The organism is Williamsia maris (assembly GCF_024171815.1).
In the GTDB taxonomy this organism is placed as follows: domain Bacteria; phylum Actinomycetota; class Actinomycetes; order Mycobacteriales; family Mycobacteriaceae; genus Williamsia_A; species Williamsia_A maris.
The window spans coordinates 1,024,545-1,050,619 of the sequence record NZ_JAMTCJ010000003.1; the positions used below are offsets into that span (position 1 = coordinate 1,024,545).

General features: G+C 68.7%; 24 protein-coding genes. 13 read left to right on the forward strand and 11 right to left on the reverse strand.

Annotation, left to right across the window (positions count from 1 at the left end):
• Window positions 1–73: 73 nt before the first annotated feature.
• From LX13_RS17980 to LX13_RS18000, 5 genes are all read left to right on the forward strand, one after another.
• Window positions 74–652, forward strand: coding sequence for a TetR/AcrR family transcriptional regulator (locus tag LX13_RS17980; protein ID WP_253662622.1), 579 nt, complete (start codon window positions 74–76; stop codon window positions 650–652).
• Window positions 649–1,908 (forward strand): MFS transporter, encoded by a 1,260-nt coding sequence (locus LX13_RS17985; RefSeq protein WP_253662623.1) that lies wholly within the window; start codon window positions 649–651, stop codon window positions 1,906–1,908. The genes LX13_RS17980 and LX13_RS17985 overlap by 4 nt, the downstream gene beginning before the upstream one ends.
• Window positions 1,905–3,107: an alanine racemase gene (locus LX13_RS17990; RefSeq protein WP_253662624.1), complete on the forward strand. Its 1,203-nt coding sequence runs from the start codon at window positions 1,905–1,907 to the stop codon at window positions 3,105–3,107. Before LX13_RS17985 ends, LX13_RS17990 begins: the two co-directional genes overlap by 4 nt.
• Window positions 3,104–4,441, forward strand: a complete 1,338-nt coding sequence (locus LX13_RS17995) for a D-arabinono-1,4-lactone oxidase (RefSeq protein ID WP_253662625.1) — start codon at window positions 3,104–3,106, stop codon at window positions 4,439–4,441. The genes LX13_RS17990 and LX13_RS17995 overlap by 4 nt, the downstream gene beginning before the upstream one ends.
• Before the next feature lie 61 nt (window positions 4,442–4,502).
• Window positions 4,503–5,708, forward strand: coding sequence for an endonuclease/exonuclease/phosphatase family protein (locus LX13_RS18000; protein ID WP_253662626.1), 1,206 nt, complete (start codon window positions 4,503–4,505; stop codon window positions 5,706–5,708).
• A gap of 549 nt (window positions 5,709–6,257) precedes the next feature.
• Here the strand turns inward: LX13_RS18000 and LX13_RS18005 are convergent.
• Both LX13_RS18005 and LX13_RS18010 read right to left on the reverse strand, forming a co-directional pair.
• Window positions 6,258–7,652: an amino acid permease gene (locus LX13_RS18005; RefSeq protein WP_253662627.1), complete on the reverse strand. Its 1,395-nt coding sequence runs from the start codon at window positions 7,650–7,652 to the stop codon at window positions 6,258–6,260.
• Between the two features lie 30 nt (window positions 7,653–7,682).
• Window positions 7,683–8,918, reverse strand: a complete 1,236-nt coding sequence (locus LX13_RS18010; protein ID WP_253662628.1) for a citrate synthase — start codon at window positions 8,916–8,918, stop codon at window positions 7,683–7,685.
• 68 nt (window positions 8,919–8,986) lie between these two features.
• Here LX13_RS18010 and LX13_RS18015 point away from each other — a divergent pair, with 68 nt between their 5' ends.
• The 3 genes from LX13_RS18015 to LX13_RS18025 all read left to right on the forward strand — a co-directional run bounded on the left by LX13_RS18015 (window position 8,987) and on the right by LX13_RS18025 (window position 12,430).
• A complete protein-coding gene (locus LX13_RS18015) occupies window positions 8,987–10,132 on the forward strand; it encodes a citrate/2-methylcitrate synthase (protein ID WP_253662629.1) in 1,146 nt (381 codons plus the stop codon).
• On the forward strand, window positions 10,129–10,818 hold the full coding sequence (locus LX13_RS18020; protein ID WP_253662630.1) for an HAD family hydrolase: 690 nt from the start codon (window positions 10,129–10,131) through the stop codon (window positions 10,816–10,818). The genes LX13_RS18015 and LX13_RS18020 overlap by 4 nt, the downstream gene beginning before the upstream one ends.
• A gap of 130 nt (window positions 10,819–10,948) precedes the next feature.
• Window positions 10,949–12,430: an HNH endonuclease signature motif containing protein gene (locus tag LX13_RS18025; RefSeq protein WP_253662631.1), complete on the forward strand. Its 1,482-nt coding sequence runs from the start codon at window positions 10,949–10,951 to the stop codon at window positions 12,428–12,430.
• Here the strand turns inward: LX13_RS18025 and LX13_RS18030 are convergent.
• Complete coding sequence (locus tag LX13_RS18030; RefSeq protein WP_253662632.1) at window positions 12,412–13,143, reverse strand: AAC(3) family N-acetyltransferase; 732 nt, start codon at window positions 13,141–13,143, stop codon at window positions 12,412–12,414. The two genes, LX13_RS18025 and LX13_RS18030, sit on opposite strands and share 19 nt — an antisense overlap.
• Window positions 13,144–13,166: 23 nt before the next feature.
• Here LX13_RS18030 and LX13_RS18035 point away from each other — a divergent pair, with 23 nt between their 5' ends.
• Both LX13_RS18035 and LX13_RS18040 read left to right on the forward strand, forming a co-directional pair.
• Complete coding sequence (locus LX13_RS18035; RefSeq protein ID WP_253662633.1) at window positions 13,167–13,889, forward strand: uracil-DNA glycosylase; 723 nt, start codon at window positions 13,167–13,169, stop codon at window positions 13,887–13,889.
• A gap of 34 nt (window positions 13,890–13,923) precedes the next feature.
• A complete protein-coding gene (locus tag LX13_RS18040; RefSeq protein WP_253662634.1) occupies window positions 13,924–14,427 on the forward strand; it encodes a MarR family winged helix-turn-helix transcriptional regulator in 504 nt (167 codons plus the stop codon).
• A 16-nt stretch (window positions 14,428–14,443) separates the two neighbouring features.
• Here the strand turns inward: LX13_RS18040 and mmsB are convergent, their stop codons facing one another.
• The 3 genes from mmsB to LX13_RS18055 are packed head-to-tail and all read right to left on the reverse strand — an operon-like array spanning window position 14,444 to window position 18,004.
• The gene (mmsB, locus tag LX13_RS18045; RefSeq protein ID WP_253662635.1) at window positions 14,444–15,313 is read right to left on the reverse strand and encodes a 3-hydroxyisobutyrate dehydrogenase; all 870 of its coding nucleotides are present in this window, start codon (window positions 15,311–15,313) and stop codon (window positions 14,444–14,446) included.
• Window positions 15,310–16,473 (reverse strand): acyl-CoA dehydrogenase family protein, encoded by a 1,164-nt coding sequence (locus LX13_RS18050; RefSeq protein WP_253662636.1) that lies wholly within the window; start codon window positions 16,471–16,473, stop codon window positions 15,310–15,312. The genes mmsB and LX13_RS18050 overlap by 4 nt, the downstream gene beginning before the upstream one ends.
• 10 nt (window positions 16,474–16,483) lie before the next feature.
• On the reverse strand, window positions 16,484–18,004 hold the full coding sequence (locus tag LX13_RS18055) for a CoA-acylating methylmalonate-semialdehyde dehydrogenase (RefSeq protein ID WP_253662637.1): 1,521 nt from the start codon (window positions 18,002–18,004) through the stop codon (window positions 16,484–16,486).
• Window positions 18,005–18,100: 96 nt separating this feature from the next.
• Between LX13_RS18055 and LX13_RS18060 the strand changes: the two genes are divergently transcribed.
• On the forward strand, window positions 18,101–19,783 hold the full coding sequence (locus LX13_RS18060) for an AMP-binding protein (RefSeq protein ID WP_253662638.1): 1,683 nt from the start codon (window positions 18,101–18,103) through the stop codon (window positions 19,781–19,783).
• A gap of 6 nt (window positions 19,784–19,789) precedes the next feature.
• Here LX13_RS18060 and LX13_RS18065 read toward each other — a convergent pair whose 3' ends face one another.
• Window positions 19,790–19,966 carry a DUF5302 domain-containing protein gene (locus tag LX13_RS18065; protein WP_253662639.1) on the reverse strand — a complete coding sequence of 59 codons (177 nt, stop codon included), beginning with the start codon at window positions 19,964–19,966 and terminating at the stop codon, window positions 19,790–19,792.
• Window positions 19,967–20,046: 80 nt separating this feature from the next.
• Between LX13_RS18065 and LX13_RS18070 the strand changes: the two genes are divergently transcribed.
• On the forward strand, window positions 20,047–21,417 hold the full coding sequence (locus LX13_RS18070) for an FAD-binding oxidoreductase (RefSeq protein WP_253662640.1): 1,371 nt from the start codon (window positions 20,047–20,049) through the stop codon (window positions 21,415–21,417).
• Between the two features lie 18 nt (window positions 21,418–21,435).
• On the opposite strand, the gene LX13_RS18075 is transcribed toward LX13_RS18070, so the two are convergent.
• The 4 genes from LX13_RS18075 to LX13_RS18090 form a co-directional block, all read right to left on the reverse strand.
• Window positions 21,436–22,839, reverse strand: coding sequence for a dihydrolipoyl dehydrogenase family protein (locus LX13_RS18075; protein WP_253662641.1), 1,404 nt, complete (start codon window positions 22,837–22,839; stop codon window positions 21,436–21,438).
• Window positions 22,836–23,711 carry a DMT family transporter gene (locus LX13_RS18080; protein ID WP_253662642.1) on the reverse strand — a complete coding sequence of 292 codons (876 nt, stop codon included), beginning with the start codon at window positions 23,709–23,711 and terminating at the stop codon, window positions 22,836–22,838. The genes LX13_RS18075 and LX13_RS18080 overlap by 4 nt, the downstream gene beginning before the upstream one ends.
• Before the next feature lie 10 nt (window positions 23,712–23,721).
• On the reverse strand, window positions 23,722–24,609 hold the full coding sequence (locus LX13_RS18085) for a DMT family transporter (RefSeq protein ID WP_253662643.1): 888 nt from the start codon (window positions 24,607–24,609) through the stop codon (window positions 23,722–23,724).
• 96 nt (window positions 24,610–24,705) lie between these two features.
• Entirely contained in the window at window positions 24,706–25,668 is a 963-nt protein-coding gene (locus tag LX13_RS18090) for an esterase/lipase family protein (RefSeq protein ID WP_253662644.1), read from the reverse strand.
• Between the two features lie 100 nt (window positions 25,669–25,768).
• Here LX13_RS18090 and LX13_RS18095 point away from each other — a divergent pair, with 100 nt between their 5' ends.
• Window positions 25,769–26,074 (forward strand): hypothetical protein, encoded by a 306-nt coding sequence (locus tag LX13_RS18095; RefSeq protein WP_253662645.1) that lies wholly within the window; start codon window positions 25,769–25,771, stop codon window positions 26,072–26,074.
• Window position 26,075: the final 1 nt, after the last annotated feature.

Consider the following 26,075-nt stretch of genomic DNA (forward strand, 5'->3'; position numbering starts at 1 on the left):
ATCTGACCCACTTCGATTCGCGAGGAGTCCGACCATCACGCGCATACCCGTCGACGAACGTCGCAGCCGCCTCGTGGCCGCTGCGTTCGGAGTCGTCGCGCAGAGCGGTGTCGAGGCGGCCACGACCCGGCGGATCTGCGCGGCGGCGGGCGTCTCGTTGGCGAGCTTCCACTACGTCTTCGAGTCACGGGACGCCCTGCTCGAGGCATTGGTGGTCGCCGGTCTCTCGAGCGAGGACTCCGCGGTGCACGCGGTGTTGCGCACTCCGACGACGGACGGTGCGGACCCGGGCGACGTCGAGGACGTGCTGCGCGGCGGCCTGCTCGGGTACCTCGACAGCGTGGTGGCCGACCCCGCGCGCGAACAGGCACTGCTGGCGCTCGCGCACTACGCGCGGCGCACACCGGGGCTCGACTCTTTCGCGGCGCAGATGTACATGCGTTACTACGATCTCGCCGCACAGGCGCTCGGTGCGGCGGCGGAGGTGACGGGCGTCCGGTGGCGGACTCCGCCGCGGACCCTGGCCCCACTCGTGGTGGCGTCGACCGATGGACTGACCCTGGCCTACCTCACCACCGGCGACCTCGACGTCGCGCGTCAGATCGTCGAGGCCTGCGTCGCGATGCTGCTCACCCACATCGAGGCGCCGTGACCGCGGCACCGGCGGTCGCGGCGCGGGTCAGCACCCGCTGGATCGCCCTGTTCGCCCTCGCCTGGCTGGGCATCTGGATGGCGCAGCTGACGCCGTTCCAGCTGAGTCTGCCGAGTCAGATCAACGACCGACTCGGCATCGGCGAGACCGTCAGTGACACCAACTGGCGACACAGCGTGACGACATTCGGTGTGGTGTCGGGCATCTCGGCCGTCTTCGCGCTCATCGCGTTCCCGCTCACCGGGTCGCTGTCGGACCGGACGACCGGGCGCTTCGGCCGGCGTCGGCCCTGGATCCTCGGCGGCGTCGTGCTGTTCGCCGTCGCCCTGGTCGTGCTGGGCACCCGGTCCGGGCTCGTCGGCATCACGATCTGGTGGTGCGTGGCGATCACCGGTTTCAGCGCCGCGTCGGCCGCGCTCACCGCGATGATCGGCGACCGGGTGCCGGTGGCGCAGCGCGGCGTGGTGTCGAGCTGGGTGTCGGCACCGCAGGCCATCGGGGTGATCCTGGGCATCGGCCTGATCGCCGCCCTCGGATTGTCCACCGGCTCCGGCTATCTCGTGGTCGCAGGGCTGCTCGTCGTCTGCGTCGTGCCGTTCGTGGTGACCGTCGACGACCCACCGCACACCTCCCGTGTCCACGGGCGGCTGACCGTCGCCGCGGTGATCGGCGAGCTCTGGATCTCGCCGCGGGCACACCCCGACTTCGGGTGGACGCTGGGTGGTCGGGTACTGGTGAACCTGGGCAACGCACTGGGCACCTCGCTGCTCCTCTACTACCTGCAGTTCGGGCTGCGCGTACCGGACGCGGATGCAGATCTGTTGCTGCTCACCGGGATCTACATGGTCTTCGTGATCACCGCGGCGATCGGATCGGGGCTGGCCAGCGACCGTCTCGGTCGGCGTAAACCGTTCGTGCTCGCCGCTGGCGCGCTGCAGGGCGTGGCCGCACTCGTCATCGCGGTGGCCGCGTCGGTGCCCACCACCATGGTCGCGGCCGCGCTGCTCGGCGCCGGCTTCGGCAGCTTCCTCGGGGTCGACCAGGCCCTCGCGACCCAGGTACTCCCCGACCCGGAACACACCGGAAAGGATCTCGGCATCATGAACATCGCCATGGCCGTCCCGCAGGCTCTCGGACCCCTGCTCGGCGCGGCGACCGTCGCCGTCTCCGGCGGCTTCACCGCCCTGTTCACCGTCTCCGCGGTCCTCGGCATCGCCGGCGGCCTGTCGGTGCTGCGCGTCCGGTCGGTCCGATGAGCTGGGCGTCGATCGACCGCGCGACCGCCGACCTCGACGGTCCGGTCGTCGTCCTGGACCGGACCGCGTTGGAGGCCAACATCGCGGACCTGCGTCGCCGTGCCGCCGGGGTCCCGATCAGGGTGGCGTCGAAGTCGATCCGGGTGCGCTCGGTCATCGACGACATCCTGGGGCGTACGGGATTCGCGGGGGTGTTGGCCTACGACATCGACGAGGCGATCTGGCTCGCGACCGCGTCGGGGATCACCGACGTCCTGATGGGCTACCCCACCGCGCGGCGCGCCTCGATCGCTGCGCTGGCGGCCGACGAGGTCGCAGCCGCACGCGTGACCCTGCTGGTCGATTCCGTCGACCACCTCGACCTGATCGACGCGGCCGCCCCACCGGGCCGACGCAACCCGGTCCGCGTCGCCATCGACCTCGACGCGTCGTTGCGCGCTCCCGGGCTCGGCCACATCGGTGTCCTGCGCTCGCCCGTGCACACGGTCTCCGAGGCGACCACGCTGGCCCGGGCGATCGTTGACCGACCGGGCGTGGATCTCGTGGGCGTGATGTCGTACGAGGCGCAGGTGGCCGGGGTCGGCGACGCGATCAGTGGCGGCTTGCGCAGCGGAGCACCGATGCGCAACAGGATGATCCGGACGATGCAGTCCGCATCGATGACGGAACTGCGCCGACGCCGTGGTGCCGCGGTCGCCGCGATCCGACAGATCGCCGACCTCGAGTTCGTCAACGGCGGCGGCACCGGCTCACTCGAGGCCACGGCCGCAGATCATTCGGTCACAGACATCGCCGCGGGCAGTGGGTTCTTCGGTGGGCACCTGTTCGACAACTACTCGCGCTTCCAACCGTCCCCCGCGCTGGCGTTCGGCCTGCAGGTGGTGCGCCGACCGACCCCCGGGGTCGTGACCTGCCACGGCGGCGGATGGATCGCGTCCGGGCCGCCGGCATCGGACCGGCTCCCGCGACCGGTGTGGCCCGAGGGGCTGGCCTACGAGCCCCGCGAGGCGGCCGGGGAGGTACAGACGCCGCTGCGCGGTTCGGCAGCAGATCGCCTCTCCATCGGGGACCGGGTCTGGTTCCGGCACACCAAGTCCGGTGAGACCAGTGAGCACACAGCCGAGATCGTCATCGTCGACGACGGCACCGTCGTCGACTCCGTACCGACCTACCGAGGTGAGGGACAGTGTTTTCTGTGAGCAGTGGTCGAGGCACCGATCGCCGCGCCGACCGAGCTGGCCGGTGGGAGAACTGGGGTCGTACCCAGTCGGTCGTCCCACGCGAGGTGGTCGCGGTCGGAGACGCCGACGACGTGGTGGCCGCGGTCCGGCGGGCGCGGTCGGAGGCGGTCACCGTCAAGGCGGTGGGCTCGGGACACAGCTTCACCGGTATCGCGGTGGCGCCGGGCATCCAGATCGACACCAGTGCCATGACCGGCCTCGTGCACGCCGATCCGGCCAACCGACGGGTGACCGTCAGAGCCGGCACCCGACTGCACGAGATGCCCGCGATCCTCGAACCGCTCGGACTCGCGATGCCCAACCTCGGCGACATCGACCGCCAGAGCATCTCCGGGGCCACCTCCACCGGCACCCACGGCACCGGGCGGAACTTCGGCGGGCTGGCCACGCAGATCGTCGGGGTGCGGATGGTGACGGGGACCGGCGAGACGCTGACCGTGACCGACGCCGACCGCGCGACCCTCGAGGCGACCGCCCTGGGACTCGGTGCGCTGGGCATCCTCACCGAGATCACCCTCGCGTGCGTACCGGCGTTCGCGATCGAGGCCACCGAACGCGCGATGTCGGTGGACGACGCGATCGCCGGGTTCCTCGACGCCGTCACAACGCACGACCACCACGAGTTCTACTGGTTCCCGCACACCGATGTCGCGTTGAGCAAGACCAATCGCAGGCTGCCCGCCGACACCGCCGCCACCGGCCCCGGCCGATTGCGTCGGGTGATCGACGACGAGATCCTCAGCAACGGCATCTTCGGGGTGATGTGCGCTGCGGGTGCCCGTTTCCCCTCGGTGACAGCGCCGTTGGCGCGGGTGGCCGGCGCGGCGTTGTCGTCGCGACAGATGGTCGAGGCGTCGCACGACGCGTTCGTCTCCGCACGGCGGGTGCGATTCCGCGAGATGGAGTACGCGATCCCCCTGGCCGAGATCCCCGACGCGATCGGCGAGATCCGCAGGCTGATCGCCGACTGCGGGCATCGGGTGTCGTTCCCGATCGAGGTGCGCGCCGCCGCCGCCGACGAGCTCATGCTGTCGACCGCGTCCGGGCAGACCACCGGGTACATCGCCGTGCACCGCTATCACGGGGACCGACCCGACAACTACTTCACCGACATCGAGGAGATCCTGTTCCGGCGGGGTGGTCGGCCGCACTGGGCCAAGATGCACACCCGTACCGCCGACGACCTCCGCGAGGTGTACCCGCGTTTCGACGAGTTCCTCGCGCTCCGTGACGTTCTCGACCCCGACCGGGTGTTCGCGAACGACTACCTCACCACCGTGCTCGGAAGGTGATCACCGCGGAGTTCACCGCGGCGTGGCCCGTCGTTCGCCGAGGGCCCCTACTGTGCCGGGAATGCGTCTCCGACACCTCGCAGTCCTGCTCGTCGCCTTCGGTTGCGTGCTGTCGTCGATGACCGGCGTTCCCACCGCGTCCGCGGCGCCCGGGTTCGGTTCGTCGGGCGGAAATCCGACGGTCCGGGTCGCGACGTTCAACGCGAGCCTGAACCGGCCGGCCGCCGGTGCGCTGCTCACCGACCTGCGTTCCGGGGTCGACCCGCAGGCGCGGACCATCGCGCAGATCGTTCAGATGAATCGCCCGGACATCCTGCTGCTCAACGAGTTCGACTACTACCCCGATCAGGCCGCAGCGAAACTGTTCGCCCAGAACTATCTGGCGCGTTCGCAGCGTGGGGCCGCACCTATCGACTACCCGTACATGTTCACCGCCCCGGTCAACACCGGCGTGCCGACCGGGCGAGACCTCAACGGTGACGGGACGACCGACGGACCCGACGACGCCTATGGGTTCGGCGCCTTCCCCGGCCAGTACGGGATGCTGGTGCTGTCGAAGTACCCGATCGACACCGCACACGCGAGGACCTTCCAGAAGTTCCTGTGGAAGGACCAGCCGGGCAACCTCATCCCCCGGGACTACTACGGCGGGAACGCCGATCTGCTGCGCCTGTCGAGCAAGTCGCACTGGGACCTGCCGATCACCATCGGGCGTCGTACCGTGCACCTGCTCGCATCGCATCCGACGCCGCCGAGTTTCGACGGCCCGGAGGATCGGAACGGGCGGCGCAATCACGACGAGATCCGGCTCTCGGCCGACTACATCGCGGGCGGATCGCGTGCCGACTACATCTACGACGACTCCGGACGACGTGGCGGACTCGCCCCGGGGTCGTCGTTCGTCATGCTCGGTGACCAGAACAGCGACCCCGCCGACGGCGGCCCGCCCGGACCCGGTGTCGGAGCGATCAACCAGGTGCTGACGCTGCCCCGCGTCCGCGACACCCTGCCGACGTCGCGGGGTGCGGTGGCCGACAGCGCCGCGGCAGGCCAGACCGGCCATCGGACGCCGTCGAAGTACTTCACGGCCGACTTCTCCAAGCCGGTGCCCGGGAACCTGCGCGTCGACTACGTCTTGCCGTCGCGCGATCTACCGGTCACCGGGGCGCGGGTGTTCTGGCCCGCTCCCGGAGAACCGGGCCACGAGCTCCTGCCGCCGAGCACCAGCAGCGATCATCGCCTCGTCTGGGTCGATCTCCGCCCCTGACGCATTGGGCCCTCGTTCCTCCGTGTTGGGCCCTCGTTCGCCGCTGTTGGGCCGTCGTTCGCCGCTGTTGGGCCGACATCGCGATGTGTTGGGCCGACGACGCGGTCACCGTTCGACGAATGCCGCTACGAAGGCACGGGGCTCGTCCACTGTGACGTCGATGAAGTCGACCTCGACGCCGCGCAGTTCGACACCGGACAGATTGATTCGGACGGTCGTGTCACCGTGACCGAGCACCGCCGACCGTCCGTCCGCATCGGTTCTCAGTCCCGACAGACCAGTCCTGGCGGCGCGGAATGGTCTCACCGACTCGACGCACTCCATCGGTAGCGTGATTCCCGCGAAGACGGTGTTACGCAACAGCAGATCGTCACCACGGATCTCGTGCGGCAGTGTTCGGAACGACGCGAGGAGGCCTAGAATCCAGCACAACGCGTACACGCACGCGAAGCTGACCGCCGTAACCGAATCGGCGAATGCCGTCCGGCCGCGGAGTACGAGCCCATCGAGCCAGTGAACGCCACACCCGCCCCTCGACCGCGAGCGGTCTCACTTACCGGCGTGCATGGCGCGGCGCCGACCGGTGAGCAGGAAGTACCCGATGGTCACACCGGCGAACCACACGGCTCCGACCACGACCGCGATCCGACCCGACTCGCTGAAGAAGAGCAGGACGATCACCATCGCGAAGAAGGCAAGCGCGATCGCGGTGGTGATCGGTGCACCCGGGAGGCGGTAGTCCGACGCAGGCAACGCACCGGCGGCCACCCGCCTCCGATAGATGAAGTGACTGACCAGGATCGAACTCCACACGAAGATGATGCCGACCGTCGACACCGAGGTGATGTAGGCGAACGCGTGAGCGGGGTCGATGATGTTGACGACGACGCCGAGCACCATGACGCCCGCCGACAGCACGATCCCGGCGACCGGCACGTGGCGCGACGACAGCGTCGTCAGCTTCTTCGGGGCGTCGCCGCGCTGGGAGAGGCTGCGGAGCATGCGGCCGGTGGAGTAGATGCCGGAGTTGCACGACGACAGGGCCGCGGTCAGCAGGATGAAGTTGACGATGCCGGCGGCACCCGGGATGCCGATGTAGGCGAACACCTCGACGAACGGGCTGTTGCCCTCGGAGTAGTTGCGCCACCCGCGCACCGACAGGATGACGATCAGTGCGCCGACGTAGAACAGTCCGATACGGAACGGCAGGGTGTTGATGGCCTTGCGCAGGGTGACCTTCGGGTCGGCCGCCTCCCCGGCGGTCACGCCCACCAACTCGACACCGACGTAGGCGAACACGACGATCTGCAGGCTGAGCAACGCGGAGTTGAAGCCCGTCGCGAAGAAGCCGCCGTCGCCGTACAGGTTGGTCAGCGAGGGGCCGGCGTCCGGGCCGATGCCGGCGATGGGCAGCAGCACCAGGGTGCCGATCAGGATCATGCCGATGATGGCGACGACCTTGATCATGGAGAACCAGAACTCGGCCTCGCCGAACACCTTGACCGAGATCAGGTTCGCGACGAACAGCACCAGCAACACGACGAGCGCGGTGACCCACACCGGGATCGACGGGAACCAGTAGTTGATGTACTTGCCGGCGACGGTGATCTCGGCCATGCAGGTGGTGGTCCACACCGCCCAGTAGGTCCACCCGTTGGTGAACCCGAGGTACTTGCCGAGGAACTCGTCGGCGTACTCCGAGATCGAGCCCGCGACCGGTCGGTAGATCAGCAGCTCACCGAGCGCGCGCATCACGACGAAAATGGCGAGTCCGGCGACCAGGTACGCCAGGATCAGGGCCGGGCCGGCCTGCTCGATGGCGCCGCCCGCACCGTAGAAGAGTCCGGTGCCGATCGCACCGCCGATGGCGATCATCTGCACGGTTCGCGCCGACAGCCCCCGCTGGTATCCGTCCTCGACGACGTCGGTGGTCTCAGAAGTCATTGCGCGAGACTAACGCCGTGGTGACTCGGGTCACCCCGCGGGTCGTACGCCGGTGTAAACACCCTCGGGTCGGTACCGCAGCCGCGGCTCGTGATACTCCTCGATCGCGTGTGCGACCCACCCCGCGATGCGCGCGACCGCGAAGATGGTCTCGGCCGCGTCGTCGACCATGCGGTAGCGCAGGGCGATCGCGGCGAGCGCGAGGTCGGAGTTCACGAAGCCCCCACCCGAACCGCTGACACCGGCGCGAACCGCGTCGACCGCGGCGAGCACATCGCGACCGCCGCTGTCTCCGGCCAGGCCCTGCAGCAGCGCCTCCCCGCGTGGATCGCGGTGTCGGTAGATGACATGGCCGCAGCCGGGTGGACGGTCGTGCTCGCGCAGATACGAGGCAACCGCGGCGTCCGGGCCGGCGGCATCCGCCAGCACCGACGAGAGGAAGCCGTAGGCGAGGGTCGTCGCGCCGCCGTGCAGCGGGCCGTCGAACGCTCCCAGCCCGGCCGAGATGACCGCGTAGATACTGCCGCGTGCGCTCGCGGCGACCCGCGCGGCGATGGTTCCCGCCGCCAGGTCGTGGTCGGCCAGGAGCACCAGGGCCGCGTTGAGGAGTGTCACACGCCGTGCGGACGGCGCCATGGGGCTCAGCCGCGGCCACAATCGTCGGGCGATGGAGGCGTCGGCGGGCGGCGTCGCGCCGAGCACAGGGAGAGCGTCGACGACGGCGTCGAGAACGTTCAGCGCCCTCCTTGCGACGCCCTCGGTCTCCTGATCGTGTCGCTGCGGATCGCCGGCGCCGAGCAGGTCCACCACCACCCGGATGGTGTCGATTCGTCGACCCGGGACACGTGGCACACGGACCGCCGGGGTAACGCGTGACGAGGACACACCTGATGTACCCCAGAGCATCTGGGCGACATCGACGAAGTCGGCGGACCGGGCGAGGTCGGTGGCGTCGGTCCCCCGGTAGTACAGGTGCTCGCCCGCGATCAACGTGATCTCGGTGTGAATGCGTTCGACGATCCCGGCGGGCGGGCGTCGTTGGGTTCGGCGTCGAAACGCCTCGACCTCACCGACGGCGAACAGGCTCCCTCGGACACCCGCGATGCGCACGCTGTTCAGTTGCCCGCGGCTGACGTAGGCGTACACCGACTGCGCCTTGACCCCGAGAACCCGCGCCACCTGCGCGGTGGTCAGGAAGTCACGACCGTCATGACGCAGCGCCTTCGGCCACCGATGCGGGTGCCCGGATGTTGATCGGATCAACATTGACTCCTCTCATTCCACCGTCGAATGTAGGCCGAAAGTCAACGCATCACAGCGAATCGAGGCACAGCATGTCCGTGATCGAGGCCGACCCGGGGTTGTCGAACGTGTCGGTGGCCCACACCGAGATCGGCGATGTCCGTGGCGAGGAGGGTTTCTACCAGTACCGACAGTTCTCGGCGATCGACCTCGCGCGTCACCGCACGTTCGAGGAGGTCTGGTTCCTGTTCGTGTACGGTCGGCTCCCCGATGCCGCCGAACTGGCGGAGTTCTCCGCGGAGGTCCGGTCGCTGCGGGCGGTGGACGACGAGTTGATGACCGTGATCCGGGTGGTCGCGACGACCGGCAGCGATCACCGTTCGCTCATCGACCTGCGGACCGTGCTGTCGGCGCTCGGGCAGCTCGAAGGGATGTCGCCGTTGTGGGACAGCGACGAGTCCACACGGGCACGGCACGCACTGCGGGTCAGCGCGGTCACACCCACGATTCTCGCTGCGCTGCATCGACTCTCGACGGGTGTCGAACCCATGCCGGCACGTGCGGACCTGGACACCGCGGCGCACTGGTTGTACTCGATCACCGGCGAGGTGCCTGCACCCGAATACGCCCGCGCCGTCGAGCAATACCTGATCGCGACGATCGACCACGGGTTCAACGCATCGACGTTCACCGCACGGGTGATCGCATCGAGTGGCGCCGATCTGGTGTCGGCGATCTGCGGCGCGATCGGCGCGTTCTCGGGCCCGCTGCACGGCGGGGCGCCGGATCGGGCGTTGGATGCGCTCGACGAGATCGTCGCCGCAGGTGGCACCGCGGCCGCGGGCGAATGGGCGCGCGAGCAACTGGCGTCGGGCCGTCGCATCATGGGGTTCGGTCACGCGGTCTACCGAACCGTCGATCCACGCTCGGAGCTGTTGCGCGAGATAGCGATAGGTCTCGGTGGCGAATTGGTCTATCTCGCCGTCGACGTCGAGCGCGAGGTCGTGGCGGTCCTCGAGCAGGCCCACCCCGATCGGCCGCTGTACGCGAACGTCGAGTTCTACGCCGGGGTGGTGATGGACCGGTGCGGCATCCCGAGATCCATGTTCACGCCGACCTTCACCGTGAGCCGAGTCGTCGGATGGTGCAGCAACGTCCTCGAACAGGCACAGAGTCGACGGATCATCCGGCCGCGTGCGCGCTACGTGGGACCAGATGTGGTCGAACTGGTGAGGTGAGGACGGGCCGCTATCATCCGGCCATGGACTTGCCGCGCCGCGTCAGCGCAATTGTTTTCGACTGCGACGGGTTGCTTCTGGACACGGAGACGTGCTGGTCACGTGCCGAGGCCGCGCTGTTCGCTGATCACGGGTTCGAATTCGGTCCCGCTGAGAAAGATCTACTCATCGGGCGGTCAGTGCCTGCGGCGTGCGCGAACATGGCCCGTCATTTCAGCCGGCCGGGTGACGGCCCGGCACTGGCGGCCGACCTTCTCGCTCGCGTCGAGGCGGAGCTCGCCCGAGATGTGGATCCCATGCCTGGTGCCCGGGGTCTGCTCGACGCGCTCGGAGGGCGGGTCCCGATCGCAGTTGCGACCAACAGTCCCCGAGCCATGCTCACGGCAGCGTTGCGGTCGTCCGGTTTCGACCGCTACTTCGAGACCTCGGTCGCCGCAGACGAAGTCGATCATCCGAAGCCGCACCCGGAGCTGTATCTCGCGGCGTTCGCGAAGCTGGGTGCCGACCCGACCGATGGTGTTGCCCTCGAGGACTCGGCCACCGGCGTCACCGCCGCGAAGGCTGCAGGGACGTTTCTGATCACCGTACCGTCGCAGCCGGGCAAGAACCTGAGCGGCGACCTCGTGACGACATCGCTTGCGGATCCGCTCCTCGTGGCGTGGGCGACGAATGTCGCCGTCACCTAGTGCTGCTCACGGTGACGACCGGATGTTCACCCGAAAAAGTGTCGAAATTGTTGCGGCTGAGGGGAACCGCCAGTGTCGTACCTGCGTCTTATAGTTCGTACAGGCGAGACGACGAACGACGGGGGTGACCGTGAGCGCAGGGCTGCTGGATCTGGATGCGGCGATTGCCGACGACGTCACGCGCCCCGCGGATGAGGTCATCGAACTCATCGCCCACTGCGCAGCCACCGTCGCCGCCGCGCAGTTCCGGATGATGCATCTGATCAATCGGCTACACGACGTGCGCACCGACGACTGGGTCGAGGACATGGCCGAGCGATTCGCCGACGATCCCGCAACCCAGTTGACGCCCAACGGGACCGAGCAGACCATCGCCGAGGTCGGAGCCGTCGCCAACGTGCCCGTCGGTACAGCGCGCGCGACGGTGCAGACCGCGTTGCGAATGCACTCCAGGATGCCGTTCACCGGACAGGTGTTGGGGACCGGACGGATCAGCATGAGCGACCTGCGCCTCATCCTGGATCGCACCGCGGGACTGTTCGATGACGCCCAGTGCGATCAGCTCGACCGTCGATTGGCCGCCGAGCTGTCGGCACGCCCGCCGATGTCGCGGACGCGCCTGCGAGCTCTGGTGGATTTCTTGATCGGCCAGATCGACGCGGAGGCGTTGCGCCGTCGCCGCGAGCGCGCCGAACAGGACCGTTCGATGGACATCACGCCGGATCGCTTCAACCCCGGGATGTCCCGCCTGTCCGGCTCGCTGGCCGCCGCCGACGCCGCGGTCGTCAACGCCCGACTGACCGACATGGCACGGTCGGTGTGCAGCGCCGACCCGCGGACCATGAGCCAGCGGCGTGCCGACGCCCAGGTCGTTCTCGCTGCCACCGGACTCGGCCCCGACGCGACCCTGCCGTGCCGCTGCCCGCGATGCACGACGCCTGCCGACGACGCTCTCGACGCGCCGGCCACCGCGGACAACGCCTCGGCCCCCGGTCCGGCACCCGTGTCCTCGGTCGTGAACGTGCACGTCGTGGTGAATCTGTCGACGCTCGTGGGTCTCGACGAGCAGCCGGGATACCTCGACGGCCACGGCGTTCTCGATGCCGACGCCATCCGTCGCCTGCTGGCCGCGGCGAAGATCAGCATGATCAACCCCACTGATCCCACAGTCGGCGAGCATCGGTATCGACCTGGTTCGTCACTCGATGCCCTCTGCCGCGCCCGCGGCATGTGCTGCGATTTCCCGGGATGCACCGCGCCCGCGTGGCGGGGCGACCTCGACCACACGAACCGTTTCGACCGGCGCCACCCGGGATCCGGTGGCGCCACCGTCGGCGAGAACCTCAAACCCCTGTGCCGGTTCCACCATCGGATCAAGACCTTCACCGCCTGGCGTGACTTCCAGGGGGAGTTCGGCGCGATCGTGTTCGAGTCGCCGACCGGGCACCGGTTCCTCGGCAACGCGTTCGACGGCGCGGACCTGTTCCCGTCGCTACGCCTGCCGTCGCGACGAGCCCGTCCGCCCACGGCCACCGACGAGCGTCGACGCACACGGATCCTCGCCGAACGCGAAGAGTACGAGGCCTGGGCGAATCAGCCGCCACCGTTCTGAAGTAGCTCACTCAGCCGACGCTGCGCGAACCGGTCGTAGGCATCCGCATCGAACAGCACTGCATTCGCCTCACCCACGAATCCACTCCGCACGGAGAGGTCCCTTCGCTCGAATTCGGCCCCGACTGTCGGAAAGAACGTGTCGTTGTCGTCTCCAACATCCGGCACCTCGACCCAGGAGATCTGTCCGTCGCCGCGAACAGGGAACTGTCGGGTCTTGCGCCGATGGTTGGCGATCTTGGACTCGGAGTGGTGCAGCATCGAGCTGCGGTTGTGCCCTACCCCCATGAGCAGGATCCGGCCATGACGGCGAACTATCTCCTCGAACGGTGACCCCGGGCCCAGCGCATAGGCCATCGGTTGACGCTCGCAAATCGGGGCTGCATCCAGCCCGACAGCGGCGACCGATGCCTGCGGGTGCGGGCTGCGCCGGCGGCCCGGCCAGGCCAAAACCGCGGTCGGGATCGCTCCCATCGTCGTCGGCGTCCCAGCGGTGAATGGCTCCGTGATTGCGCCGGTAAACGCAGGTGTGACAAGAGTTCCGCCGTAACCGACGACGTCGAGGAGCGCGGCAACGACGGCAGCGGCACCGCCGTCCACATGACCAATTCTGGACAGCGACGAGTGACACAGCACCACGTCGTCTCGACGGAGTCCGAGCTCGATCAAATCGGTCGACATCTCGTCGCGCGAGATGCCCGAGGGCGCAACCACCACCGGAGCGTAGCGTCGGATCCGTGACAGCCGTATCCGATCTCGCGACCCTTGACTCGCTGATCTGCGAGTGCCGGGCGTGTCCCCGGCTGGTCGAATGGCGGGAGCGGGTCGCCCGCGAGAAACGCCGCGCCTACGCCGACGAGACCTACTGGGGACGGCCCGTTCCTGGTATCGGACCCGCGGATGCGTCATTGCTCATCATCGGGCTGGCCCCCGCCGCACACGGCGGTAATCGGACCGGGCGGATGTTCACCGGCGACCGCAGCGGCGACGTCCTGTTCGCGGCGCTGCACGCGGTCGGGCTGGCCAATCAACCCACGTCGGTCTCGGCCGACGACGGCCTCACGCTGCGGGGTACCCGCATCACCGCACCGGTGCACTGCGCTCCTCCTGCCAACAAACCGACGCCGGCCGAACGCGACGAGTGCTCGCACTGGCTGCAGCGCGAACTCACCCTGCTGACCCCGACCGTCAAGGCAGTCATGTCTCTCGGCGGGTTCGGGTGGCAGGCGGCGTTGAACGCGCTCGAGACGCACGGCCGCGCGATCCCCCGACCACGCCCCAAGTTCGGGCACGGCGTGCACGTCGACCTGCCGATGAGCGATCGTGGCGACGTCACCGCCGCGCCGATCCGACTGTTCGGGTCGTACCACGTGAGCCAGCAGAACAGCTTCACCGGCCGATTGACCCCCGCGATGCTCGAGGCGGTACTGACCGAAGCGTCCGACTTCGCCGGGTTGTGACGTTCCACATACGCGAGTCGGTGACAATAGACAGATGCCGTCCGACAGTCCCGGGTTCGACCCGATCGCCAAGGCGCGCGACAACTGGGAGGACGCGGGCTGGGGCGAGGTCGCCGACGGGATGGTCGCGGTCACCTCGGTCATGCGCGCACACCAGATCCTGCTCGCCCGCGTCGAGGCAGCACTACGGCCGTTCGACCTGAGCTTCTCCCGTTTCGAACTCCTCCGACTGCTGGCGTTCAGCCGCACCGGCTCGCTGCCGATCACCAAGGCGAGCGTCCGCCTGCAGGTGCACGTCACGAGCGTCACCCACGCGATCCGGCGCCTGGAGTCCGCAGGCCTCGTCACCCGGGTCCCGCACCCGACCGACGGGCGCACCACGCTGGTCGAGATCACCTCGATCGGCCGCTCCACCGTCCAGGAGGCAACGGTCACCCTCAACCGGACCGTGTTCGCCGACATCGGCATACCGCCCGAGCAGGCCCGCTCACTCGTCGAGACGATCGAGACCCTCCGCCGCAGCGCCGGCGACTTCTGACCGCGGCGCCGCGGTTCTAGCGCAGTGTCTCGATGATCGCGCTGAAGTCCTTGGCGCCGTTGTCGGCGGCGAACGCGCGGTACAACTCGGCCGCATGTGAACCCAGCGGCGCGGTGGCGCCGGTGGATTCGACCGCGGCCATGGCCAGCCCGAGGTCCTTGTTCATCAGCGCGGTGGCGAATCCCGGGGTGAAGTCGTTGTTCGCCGGTGAGGCCGGTAGCGGCCCGGGGACCGGGCAGTTGGTGCTGACCGCCCAGCAGTTCCCGGTGGCGCCGGTGATGACGTCGAACAGCGACTGCGCCGACAGCCCCAGCTTCTCGGCCAGGACGAACGCCTCGCCGATCGCGATCTGCTGCACGGCGAGCACCATGTTGTTGCAGACCTTCGCCGCCTGTCCGCTGCCCGGCCCGCCGCAGTGGATGACCTTGCCCGCCATGGGTTCCAACGCGGGTTGCACCGCGGCGAACGCGGCGTCGACGCCACCGACCATGAACGCCAGGGTTCCCGCCGTCGCGCCTTTGACGCCACCGGAGACGGGCGCGTCGACCTGCGCGAAACCGAACTTCGCGGCCAACGCGTTCATGTCCCGCGCGTCGTCGACGGAAATGGTGGAGCTGTCGATGAAGACCGCACCGTCCTGGGCGACGGGAAGGATCTCCGCGTACGCCGAACGGACCAGAGCACCGCTGGGCAGCATGGTGATCACGACCTCGGCGCGCTCGACGGCCTGGATCGCCGTCTCCGCGACGAGCACTCCGGTCGCAGCGGCAGCGTCCGCGGCGGCGGGGACGGGGTCGTATCCGGCGACGGTGTGGCCGGCGGCGACGAGGTTGGCCGCCATCGGGCCGCCCATGTTGCCCAGTCCGAGAAATCCGATGGTGCTCATCTGACGCCTTTCGCCAGCGCGCGGCCCACGACCACGCGCATGATCTCGTTGGTGCCCTCCAGGATCCGGTTCACCCGCAGGTCGCGCACGATCTTCTCCAGCCCATAGTCGTGCAGGTACCCGTACCCGCCGTGCAGCTGCAGGGCCTGGTCGGCGATCGCGTGACAGTGGTCGGTGACGAATCGCTTCGCCATCGCGCACAGCGTCACCTTGTCGGGGTCGTCGGCGTCGAGGGCGGCGGCGGCGCGCAGCAGCAGACCGCGGGACGCCTCCAGATCGGTCGCCATGTCGGCGAGCGCGAACCGGATGGTGGGCTCGTCGATCAGTTTGCCGCCGAACGCCTCCCGCTCGTCGAGGTAGCGCAGCGACCGGTCCAGAGCCTCCTGCGCGCCCCCCAGCGAGCACGCGGCGATGTTGAGGCGACCACCGTTGAGGCCGTTCATCGCGATGCGGAAACCGGTACCCACGGCATCGGGTCCACCCACGAGGTTCGCGGCGGGCACGCGCACGCCGTCGAAGATCACCTGCGCGGTGGGCTGGGCGTGCCAGCCCATCTTGCGTTCCTGCGCGCCGAACGACAGACCCGGCGTGCCGTTCTCGACGATGAACGTCGAGATCCCCCCGGCGCCGTCGGAACCGGTCCGCGCCATCACCACGTAGACGTCGGATGTGCCTGCGCCGGAGATGAACTGCTTCACCCCGGTGAGCACGTACTCGTCGCCGTCGGCGACCGCTTTCGTGCTCAGCGCGGCCGCATCCGACCCCGCCGCCGGTTCGGTGAGGCAGTAACTCGCGATCAGCTCCATCGACGCCATCCGCGGAACCCACTGCGCACGTTGCTCATCGGTCCCGTAGCTGTCGACCATCCAGGTCGCCATGTTGTGGATCGAGAGGAACGCTGCCGTCGTCGGATCGGCCGCGGCCAGTGCCGTGAAGATCCGTACGCCGTCGACCCGACTGAGCCCACTGCCACCGAACTGCTCGTCGCAGTAGATGGCGCCCATCCCGAGTCCGGCCGCCTCACGCAGTTCATCGACCGGGAAGTGCTTGCTCTCATCCCATTCCAGCGCGAACGGCGCGATCCGTTTCGCGGCGAACGCAGCCGCGGTGTCGACGATGACCTGCTCGTCGTCGGTCAACCGCTCATCGAGAATCGTCATTCGTCGCCCGTCACTGCATGGTGGGGATGGAGAACTCGGCGCCGTCCTTGATGCCGGACGGCCAGCGAGTCGTGATCGTCTTGACCTTGGTGTAGAACTGGATCGCCGCGGGTCCGTGCTGGTTGAGGTCACCGAATCCGGACCGCTTCCAGCCGCCGAAGGTGTGGTACGCCACCGGAACCGGGATCGGGACGTTGACGCCGATCATCCCGACCTGGACGCGGGCGCAGAAGTCCCGCGCCGCGTCGCCGTCCTGGGTGAAGATCGCGACACCGTTGCCGTACTGGTGATCCGACGCCAACGCCAGCGCTTCTTCGTAGTCGTTCGCCCGCACGATGCACAGGACCGGCCCGAAGATCTCGTCGGTGTAGATCGACATGTCCCGGGTGACGTGATCGAACAGGGTGGGACCGATGAAGTAACCGCCCTCGAGCGCGGCGTCACCGAACGTCAGATCGTCGCTCGCCCGGTCGCGTCCGTCGATCACGAGGTCGGCACCGGACTCGACGCCCTGGCCGATGTAGTCACGCACCCGCTCGAGCGCCGCCGCACTCACCAGCGGGCCGTAGTCGGCCTTCGGATCGAGACTGTGCCCGACCCGCAGGGCGTTGACGCGGTCGATCAACCGGTCGCGCAACCGCTGTGCGGTCTGCTCACCGACGGGAACCGCGACACTGATGGCCATGCATCGCTCGCCCGCGCTGCCGTAGCCCGCGCCGATCAACGCGTCGACCGCCTGGTCCAGATCGGCGTCGGGAAGGATGATCATGTGGTTCTTCGCGCCGCCGAAGCACTGCGAACGCTTGCCGTGCGCAGCGGCGGTCGCGTAGATGTACTGCGCGATGTCCGACGACCCCACGAAGCCGAGTGCCTGAACGTCCGGGTGCTCGAGGAGCGCGTCGACGGCGACCTTGTCGCCCTGCACGACCTGGAACACACCCGCGGGCAGACCGGCCTCGAGGAACAACTCGGCCAGACGCAGTGGCACCGACGGATCGCGCTCGCTGGGCTTGAGGATGAAGGCGTTACCGCACGCCAGCGCCGGGCCGGCCTTCCACAACGGGATCATCGCCGGGAAGTTGAACGGCGTGATCCCCGCGACCACGCCCAGCGGCTGACGCACTGAGTGCACGTCGATGCCGGTGCCCGCGCCCTCGGTGAACTCACCCTTCAACAGGTGCGGGATACCGATGGCGAACTCGATGACCTCGACACCACGCTGGATGTCACCACGCGCGTCGGCGACGGTCTTGCCGTGCTCGATCGAGAGCAGCTCGGCCAACTCGTCGGCGTTCTGGTTCACCAGATCGACGAACCGCATCATCACCCGCGCACGTCGCTGCGGATTCCACGCACCCCAGATCTGCTGCGCCGCGACCGACGACGCGACCACGTCGTTCACCTCGTCGACCGAGGCCAACGGCACCGTCGCCTGCACCTCACCGGTGGAAGGGTTCATCACGTCGGCGCTGCGGCCGGACGTCCCGGGACGGCGCAGGCCGTCGACGAAGTGCGGAATCTCTGTGGTCATGGTGTACCCCAAACTCAACGATTAGTGGTGGCCGTCACGCTATAGTTGCATATCCTAGCTTCTGCACCCACCGAAGACCACCACGGAGAGGATCCGATGACCGGCGAAGACACGGCGACCGCGCAGTTCCGGGCCGCACGGGACCTGTTGCTCACCCATTCCGACGACTACGACGCCGCCGTCGCGCAGTTCACCTGGCCCGTTCTCGACGAGTGGAACTGGGCGAGGGACTGGTTCGACGTGGTCGCCGCCGGCAACGACAGCCCCGCGTTGTGGATCGTCGAGGAGGACGGCAGCGAGGCCAAGGTCAGCTACGCCGAGATGAGTGCGCGGTCGGATCAGGTCGCGGGATGGCTCCGCGACACCGGCATCGCGCCGGGCGATCGCATCCTGCTGATGCTGGCCAACCAGGTGGAGCTGTGGGAGGTCATGCTCGCGGCGATGAAGCTGGGCGCGGTGGTCATCCCCGCGACCACCCTGCTGGCCGAGGCCGACATCGCCGACCGCATCGAGCGCGGCGGCGTCTCCCACGTGATCGCGCGCAGTGAGTTGGCCGCGGCGTTCGACGCCGTGGGTGCCCGACACACCCGCATCGCCGTCGGCGAGCCGGTGCCGGGATGGACCGACTACGCCGATTCCCGTTCGGCTGACACAGAATTCGTCGCCTCACACACCACACGCGCAGACGACACCCTGCTGCTCTACTTCACCTCCGGCACCACCTCGAAGCCGAAGCTGGCCGAGCACACCCACGCGTCGTACCCCGTGGGTCATCTGTCGACGATGTACTGGATCGGCCTTCGCCCCGGCGACATCCACCTCAACGTGTCCTCGCCGGGGTGGGCCAAGCATGCGTGGTCCAACGTGTTCGCGCCGTGGAACGCCCAGGCGTGTGTCTTCATCTACAACTACGCCCGGTTCGACGCCGCAGCTCTGATGGCGCAGATGCAGCGCTGCGGGGTCAGCAGTTTCTGCGCCCCGCCGACCGTGTGGCGCATGCTCATCCAGAGCGACCTCGGCCTGCTGACGACCCCGCCGCGGGTGGCGGTGGGCGCCGGCGAACCGCTGAACCCCGAGGTGATCGAGCGGGTGCGGGCGCAGTGGGGTGTGACCATCCGGGACGGCTTCGGTCAGACCGAGACCACCGTGCAGATCGCGAACTCACCCGGTCAGCCGCTGAAGTCCGGCTCGATGGGACGGCCGTGTCCGGGGTACGTCATCGAGTTGGTCGATCCGGCCACCGGCGAGGCGGGTGTCGCCGAGGGCGAGATCTGCATCGACCTCGCGCACCGACCCCTGGGCCTCATGACCGGCTATCACGGGGACGCCGAGAAGACCGCCACCGCGATGGCCGGCGGGTACTACCACTCCGGCGACGTGGGCAGCCGGGACGACGAGGGGTACATCACCTACGTCGGCCGCACCGATGACGTGTTCAAGTCCAGCGACTACCGGATCAGCCCGTTCGAGTTGGAATCGGTTCTGCTGGAACACGATGCGGTGGTCGAGGCCGCGGTGGTCCCGGCGCCGGACGCACTGCGCCTGTCGGTACCGAAGGCCTACATCGTGCTCGCGCCCGGATGGGACGCGACGCAGGAGACCGCACGCGCGATCTTCGAGCACAGCCGGACGCACCTCGCCGGCTACAAGCGCGTCCGCCGGATCGCGTTCGCGGAACTGCCCAAGACGATCAGCGGCAAGATCCGACGGGTGGAACTGCGCAACGCGCCGGTCACCGACACCGAGTTCCGCGAGGAGGACCTGACGCAGCGAGCGTGAGAACCGCTAGACGCTCTTGCGCCGGAACTGCTGCTGGTGCGACCTGTTGCCGCGGGACCCGGCGGCCTTCGATCCGGCGTCGAGGTGCTCCTCGCTCAGATGGTTCGCGTTCTTCTTGCGCTCCAAAGCCTCTCGGAACGCCTTGCGCTGATCGGACTCTCCTGCGTCGGGTTCGTGAGACATGCGCTCATCGTAGGCCTTCCCGTGACCGTGTCATCCCATTTTTCCGCAGCACCCACCACGCCCGCGGTTACTCTGGTGTGATGGCCGACACCCTCACTCTCGACGGACTGATCGCGGCCCTGCCCGCCGACACCGTCGTCACCGACCCGGACATCATCGCGAGTTACCGCCAGGACCGCGCCCTCGACCCCGAGGCGGGACTGCCGATGGCGGTGGTCCGCGCACGGAGCACCGCCGACGTGGTCGCAGCGGTCCGATGGTGTGCGGACAACAGGGTGCCGATCATCCCCCGCGGGGCGGGGAGCGGGCTGTCCGGCGGGTCGGGCGGCGTCGTCGGCGCCATCACCATCTCCACCGAACGCATGCGCGAGATCTCCATCGACCCGGTCATGCGGGTGGCCGTCGTGCAGCCCGGCCTCCTCAACGCCGAGGTGAAATCCGCTGTGAAGCAACACGGTCTCTGGTATCCACCGGACCCGTCGTCGTTCGAGATCTGCTCCATCGGCGGCAACGCCGCGACGAACGCGGGCGGTCTGTGCTGCGTGAAGTACGGCGTCACCACCGATTACGTCCTCGGCATGCAGGTGGTCCTCGCCGACGGCCGGGCAATCCGGCTGGGCGGCCCACGCCTGAAGGACTCCGCGGGCCTGTCGTTGACGAAGCTGTTCGTCGGCAGCGAGGGGACGTTGGGCATCATCACCGAACTGACCCTGCGACTGCTGCCGCCCCAGCCCCCGGCGTCGACGGTGGTCGCGAGCTTCGCCTCGGTGCACCACGCGACCGAGGCCGTCCTGGCGATCACCGATCAGATCCGTCCGGCGATGCTCGAGTTCATGGACGCCGTCGCGATCAACGCGGTCGAGGATCACCTGAAGATGGGCCTCGACCGGACCGCGGGAGCGATGCTGGTGGCACAGAGCGACGCCCCCGGCGCGGCGGCTGCCGACGAGATCGCCATCATCACAGCCGCTTTCGAGGCCAATGGAGCGTCGGAGGTCTTCTCGACCGATGACGTCGCCGAGGGTGAGGCCTTCACCGTCGCGCGCCGCATGGCGATTCCCGCGGTGGAGAAGCTGGGGTCGCTGCTGCTCGAGGACGTCGGCGTACCGCTGCCCAGCCTGCCCGCACTCGTCGACGGGATCGCGGCCATCGCGGAGCGACGGGACGTGATGATCTCGGTCATCGCCCATGCGGGCGACGGCAACACCCATCCGCTGATCGTCTTCGACCCGACCGACACCGAGCAGGCCGCACGCGCCGACCTCGCGTTCGGTGAGGTGATGGATCTGGCCATCGGTCTCGGCGGCACCATCACCGGCGAACACGGCGTCGGTCGACTGAAGAAGGCGTGGCTGCCCGATCAGGTGGGTGCGGACGTGATGGACGTGTCGCGTCGGATCAAGGACGCCCTCGACCCCGACCACCTGCTCAACCCCGGCACCATGTTCTGACGCGGCCGCGCGGGACCCTCAGTAGCCGAAGTACTTCTCCAACAGCCGAAGCCAGATCTCGCTGCCCGTCGGGTAGGACGGGACCGCATGCCAGAGATCGTCGACGGTCACCTTCCCGACGATGGCGATGGTGGCGGCGTGGATCAGCTCACCGGTCTCCGGTCCGACGAACGTCGCCCCGAGCAGCGTCCGGTCATCGTCGTCGATGACGAGCTGCGCGGTGCCGGTCGCGTCGTCGCGCAGCAGCCCGATTCCCGATGCCGCGGTGATCGGCTGCGTCACCACCGTCGTCCGCAAGCCCTTCTCGTCGGCCTCCCGGGCCGTGAGTCCGGTGCTGCCGACCTGCGGATCGGTGAACACGGCCTGCGGGACCGGGACGTCGTCGCGCTCCGGCGGCGGGGTCCGCCCCTGTGCGGCGGCGGAGATCCGTTGTCCGACGAGCCGAGCCTGGTACTTGCCCCAGTGGGTCAGCATCGGTCCATACGACACGTCACCGACCGCGTACAGCCAGTCGTGCCCGCCGGGCTTCGACGCCGACAGCTGCGACGGGTCGTCGATGCCGATCGCGTCCAGACCGAGACCGTCGACGGCGGGCTTGCGGCCCGCGGCGACGAGGATCTCGGCGGCGGTGAGCGGCTCGCCGTCGACGGTGACCGTGACCGGACCGCCGTGCGAGACACCGATGCCGGCGTCGTCGGCGTTCTCGCGCGTCGGCGAGGTGATCGACACCCCGGTCCGCACGTCGACACCTGCCGTCGTCAGGCCCTCGATGACGGCCTCGCCCACGAAATCGTCCAGGGTTCGGAGGACCTTGCCGCGCACGAGCATGGTCACCGTCGACCCCAGTGCGGCCAGCCACGTCGCCGACTCACACGCGACCACACCGCCGCCGACCACGATGATCGACTCCGGGACCTCGCGGATCCCGGTCGCGTCCCGCGAGGTCCACGGCGCGAGATCGGCGTACGGGCCCGGGACGGTCGCGGTGCTGCCGGTCCCGAGGACGACGGCCAGACGTGCGGTCACGGTGCGTTCGGTGCCGTCGTTCGTGACGACCACCGTCTTGTCCCCGGTGATCCGGCCGTGGCCGCTGATGACGTCGATGTCGATGCCCTCGGCCCATTTCCGCTGTCCGGCATCGGAGTAGTTCGACGTCCAGGTGTCGCGCCGGGCGAGCAACTTCGCGGTGTCGATCCCGTCCGCGACGTCCACGCCGTCGAGATTGCGGGCGGTGGTCGCGACCTCGATCGGGCGGAGCAGTGCCTTGCTGGGCATGCACGCCCAGTAGGAGCACTCGCCGCCGAGCAGTTCGGCCTCGATGATGGCGGCGGTGCGATCCGATCCGGCGATGGCGAACTGGGCCGCGACCTCGCCGGCGGGTCCGCCGCCGATGACGATGACGTCGTATGTGTCTGTGGTCATCGGTCCACAGTGCTACCGATGACGCTCCGTGTCACCCCGGGTTGCGCCTCGGGCCGCTGATCACCCCGCACGGCCGACATCCGCGCCAGCGTGATCACCGCACGGACCATCACCGCCAGGGCGATGGCCATGACCGCGGTCTGCCACCAGCCGACCGCCACCGACTCCCCCAGCAACGCGACGCCCAACGCCATCGACACCGCCGGCTCCATCACCGTCATCGCGGGGAACGACGTCTGCAGATCGCCGGCCACGAACCCACGTTGCTGGGCGACGACACCACCCGCCGCGACGACCACGAACAGGTATATCTCGGGCCGCGTCGTCATGTTGATCGGGTCGTGGATGGCCTGGTAGATCACCGCCTTGACCAGCAGCGCGCTGATGCCGAACAACGTTCCGGCGACCAGCCCGTACAGCAGCGCCTGATAGTGCGGGCTGGACCGCTCGGCCGCGACGATCAAGATCGCCACCAGCGCGATGAGCACGACGATGGTCCCGGCGATCAGCTTGTGGTCGGTCTTCCGGTCGACCTCGTGCGGGTCGGCGACGAGGAGGAACACCGCGACGCAGGCGACCAGCACGCCACCCCACGCCCACTCGAACCGACTCGGGTGGCGATGGTCGAGCCACGCCTCGAGGGGGAGCGCGAAGAGCACGGCGAGCACCACGAGCGGTTGCACCAGCAGGATCGAGCCGAGACCCAACGCGGCCGCCTGCAGTCCGAACCCACACAGCGCCACCGCCGCGCCGATGCACCATCCGACGGTCACCCCGCCGCCGGCACACGATTCGCGCTGACGGAGAACGGTTCCGCCGGCGATGAACGCGGCAGCGAACATCGCCAGCAACGCCGGGAGCCAGGTGTGCACGATTTCGAGGCTAGTGCGCGTGATCGCGCTTGGAGTGGGCAGAAGCAGCCGTGGCGCCGACGAGTTCGGGTGGTTGGTCGAACTCCGTCTCGCGGGCAGCGGCGTGCTGTGCGAGCACGAGCACGGCGTAGAACATCTGGACCAGCACGGCTGCGACCACGATGCCCTCGAACCAGTCGACCTGGGCACGCTCGCCGAGCAGCAGGACGCCCAACGCCATCGCGACCGCCGGTTCCATCACCGTCATCGCGGGGAACGAGGTCTGCAGGTCGTGCGCGGCGAACGCGAGTTGCTGCGCGTAGACCGACGCCGCGGCGACGCACAGGATCAGATACAGCTCCGGGTGCAGCAGCGGCTCGTAGATCTTGTCGCCGAGTTGGGTGACGACACCCTTGAGCAGGAACGACTGCACACCGGTGAGCAGACCGGACGCCGACCCGAACAGCAGGGCGCGGTAGTGCGGCGACACCCGTCGGGCGAACACGACCAGGCCACCGAGCACGACGACCACCACCACGATCGTCCCGGCCAGCACCGCGGGTTCGACCTGGTGCTTGCCCGGCTGCGGCATGGTTATCAACACGAACGCCGCGATGCAGAGGGTGAGGACGATGCCCCACTTCCACTCCTGGAAGTTGAGGCGCCGGTGGTCGAGGTAGGCCTCCAGCGGGAGCGCGAACAGCACCGACAACACGATCAGCGGCTGCACCAGCAGCAGGGTCCCCATGCCGAGGGCGACGGCCTGCAGGGCGAAGCCGATCGCGGCCAGGGCGACGCCGTACCACCAGCGTCGGGTGATGCCACCGGTCGCTGTCGACGAGCGCTGACGCACCAGCGTCCCGACCGCTACGAAGAGCGCCGAGACGAGTGCGAGGCTCGCGGGCAGGAACAGGTGCACCGAGCCGACAGTACTTGTCCTACCGCCGTCCGGCGCTGCTCACGGGCATGCGTGTGGAAAGTCTTAGCGAACCCTTGATCTTCCCGGCCACGCCGCTCATCCGACGACCGGCAGCACCGGTAGACACGGCACCGGACGGGGATGTTCCGGGTCCAGCGCATTGAGGACGAACGCCGCGGCCCGACGGGACGCCGCGATGGACAGGTGGTCGGAGTGGTCCTGCGAACACCCTCGTTGGACAACGATGTTGGTCACGCGATCGCCGGGCCGGCCGGCCACCTGACCGGACGTGTACGGCACGACGACCTCGTCGCCGGTCGTCGAGATGTTGGTGTAGGTGATCCCGGGCACGTACGGGCTGCCGCCGGCGTTGACCGTGGCCAGCAGGTCGGACCCGGTCTGCATCTGGCCGCAGGCGCTGCACACGGGCAGGCCGGTCTCGGTGATGCCGAGACGACGCAGGGTGGGGGTGAACGACGCGACGGCGCTGCCCCCGGAGCCGTTCCACAGCGGCGCGATGGAGACGTAGGAGTCGATCGACGTCGCTCCGCCGAGTCGCTTCGCGTAGTAGTCGGGCATCAACGTGCCCTGCGAATGGCCGACGATGTCCACCTTGGCTGCGCCCGTGGCGCGGAGCACCCCTGCGACGAAGGTCTTCAACTGCGCGGCGCTCGTCTCGATCCGGCCCATTCCGCCGATCTGGTTGAACGGGGCCGGCGCCCCCGGCAACGCCCCGTAGGTGAGCGCGAACACGCAGTACCCGTTGTTCTTCAGCAGCGGGACGTAGGTGCCCCAGTTGGTCTGCGCCGAGCCGCCGGTCCCGTGCGCGAGGACCACCGGGTTCGGATGGTCGGCACTCGGGCGACACCGGTAGTCGTTGGATCCGGCCAGGGAGCCGTAGGGGTGCGCGAGGGCGGGACCGATACCGGAGAAGAAGCTGTACGAGACCGGTAGCGGGGCGGCGGCGGCCGCCGGGGCGAGGGCCACGCCCGCGACCCCGACCGCGGCCAGCGCGACGGCTCTGAGCAGGTACGTACGCAATCTGGATCGGGACGACATGGCCGCAACCTAGCACTTGCTTGGTTCCACGGTCTGCTGTTTCCCGACACCCCGGGTGCGGTTCCCACGCGGTGTCGGTGGCCGCGCCTACCGTGAGGGCATGTCCAGTCGATCGTCTGCGCTCACGCGCGAGTTGGAGCAGCTGCTGACGCTGACGCGGGCCGACATCGATCGCGCGACCGAGGACGCCCGGGCCCGCGCGCGGCTCGTCGAGTTCTGCGTCGACGAGGAAATCGAGCTGCGCGAGGAGACCGAGAGCGCCCACGCTCGCGGCGACGAGGAGCACGCGCTGCACTGTGCGCAGGAGGCGTCGGCGTGGCGGCACACCGCACGGATCCTGCGCAGTGCCGATCGTGACGCGGCCGCGGGCCGGGTGCCGACGGGGCGGACCGCTCGACTGGCATGAT

Coding starts and splice junctions, on each gene's coding strand:
- LX13_RS17990 (WP_253662624.1), top strand. CDS start 1,905: ATGAGCTGGGCGTCGATCGACCGCGCGACCGCCGACCTCGACGGTCCG.
- LX13_RS18000 (WP_253662626.1), top strand. CDS start 4,503: ATGCGTCTCCGACACCTCGCAGTCCTGCTCGTCGCCTTCGGTTGCGTG.
- LX13_RS18005 (WP_253662627.1), bottom strand. CDS start 7,652: ATGACTTCTGAGACCACCGACGTCGTCGAGGACGGATACCAGCGGGGG.
- LX13_RS18010 (WP_253662628.1), bottom strand. CDS start 8,918: ATGTTGATCCGATCAACATCCGGGCACCCGCATCGGTGGCCGAAGGCG.
- LX13_RS18015 (WP_253662629.1), top strand. CDS start 8,987: ATGTCCGTGATCGAGGCCGACCCGGGGTTGTCGAACGTGTCGGTGGCC.
- LX13_RS18040 (WP_253662634.1), top strand. CDS start 13,924: ATGCCGTCCGACAGTCCCGGGTTCGACCCGATCGCCAAGGCGCGCGAC.
- mmsB (WP_253662635.1), bottom strand. CDS start 15,313: ATGAGCACCATCGGATTTCTCGGACTGGGCAACATGGGCGGCCCGATG.
- LX13_RS18050 (WP_253662636.1), bottom strand. CDS start 16,473: ATGACGATTCTCGATGAGCGGTTGACCGACGACGAGCAGGTCATCGTC.
- LX13_RS18055 (WP_253662637.1), bottom strand. CDS start 18,004: ATGACCACAGAGATTCCGCACTTCGTCGACGGCCTGCGCCGTCCCGGG.
- LX13_RS18060 (WP_253662638.1), top strand. CDS start 18,101: ATGACCGGCGAAGACACGGCGACCGCGCAGTTCCGGGCCGCACGGGAC.
- LX13_RS18065 (WP_253662639.1), bottom strand. CDS start 19,966: ATGTCTCACGAACCCGACGCAGGAGAGTCCGATCAGCGCAAGGCGTTC.
- LX13_RS18070 (WP_253662640.1), top strand. CDS start 20,047: ATGGCCGACACCCTCACTCTCGACGGACTGATCGCGGCCCTGCCCGCC.
- LX13_RS18075 (WP_253662641.1), bottom strand. CDS start 22,839: ATGACCACAGACACATACGACGTCATCGTCATCGGCGGCGGACCCGCC.
- LX13_RS18090 (WP_253662644.1), bottom strand. CDS start 25,668: ATGTCGTCCCGATCCAGATTGCGTACGTACCTGCTCAGAGCCGTCGCG.
- LX13_RS18095 (WP_253662645.1), top strand. CDS start 25,769: ATGTCCAGTCGATCGTCTGCGCTCACGCGCGAGTTGGAGCAGCTGCTG.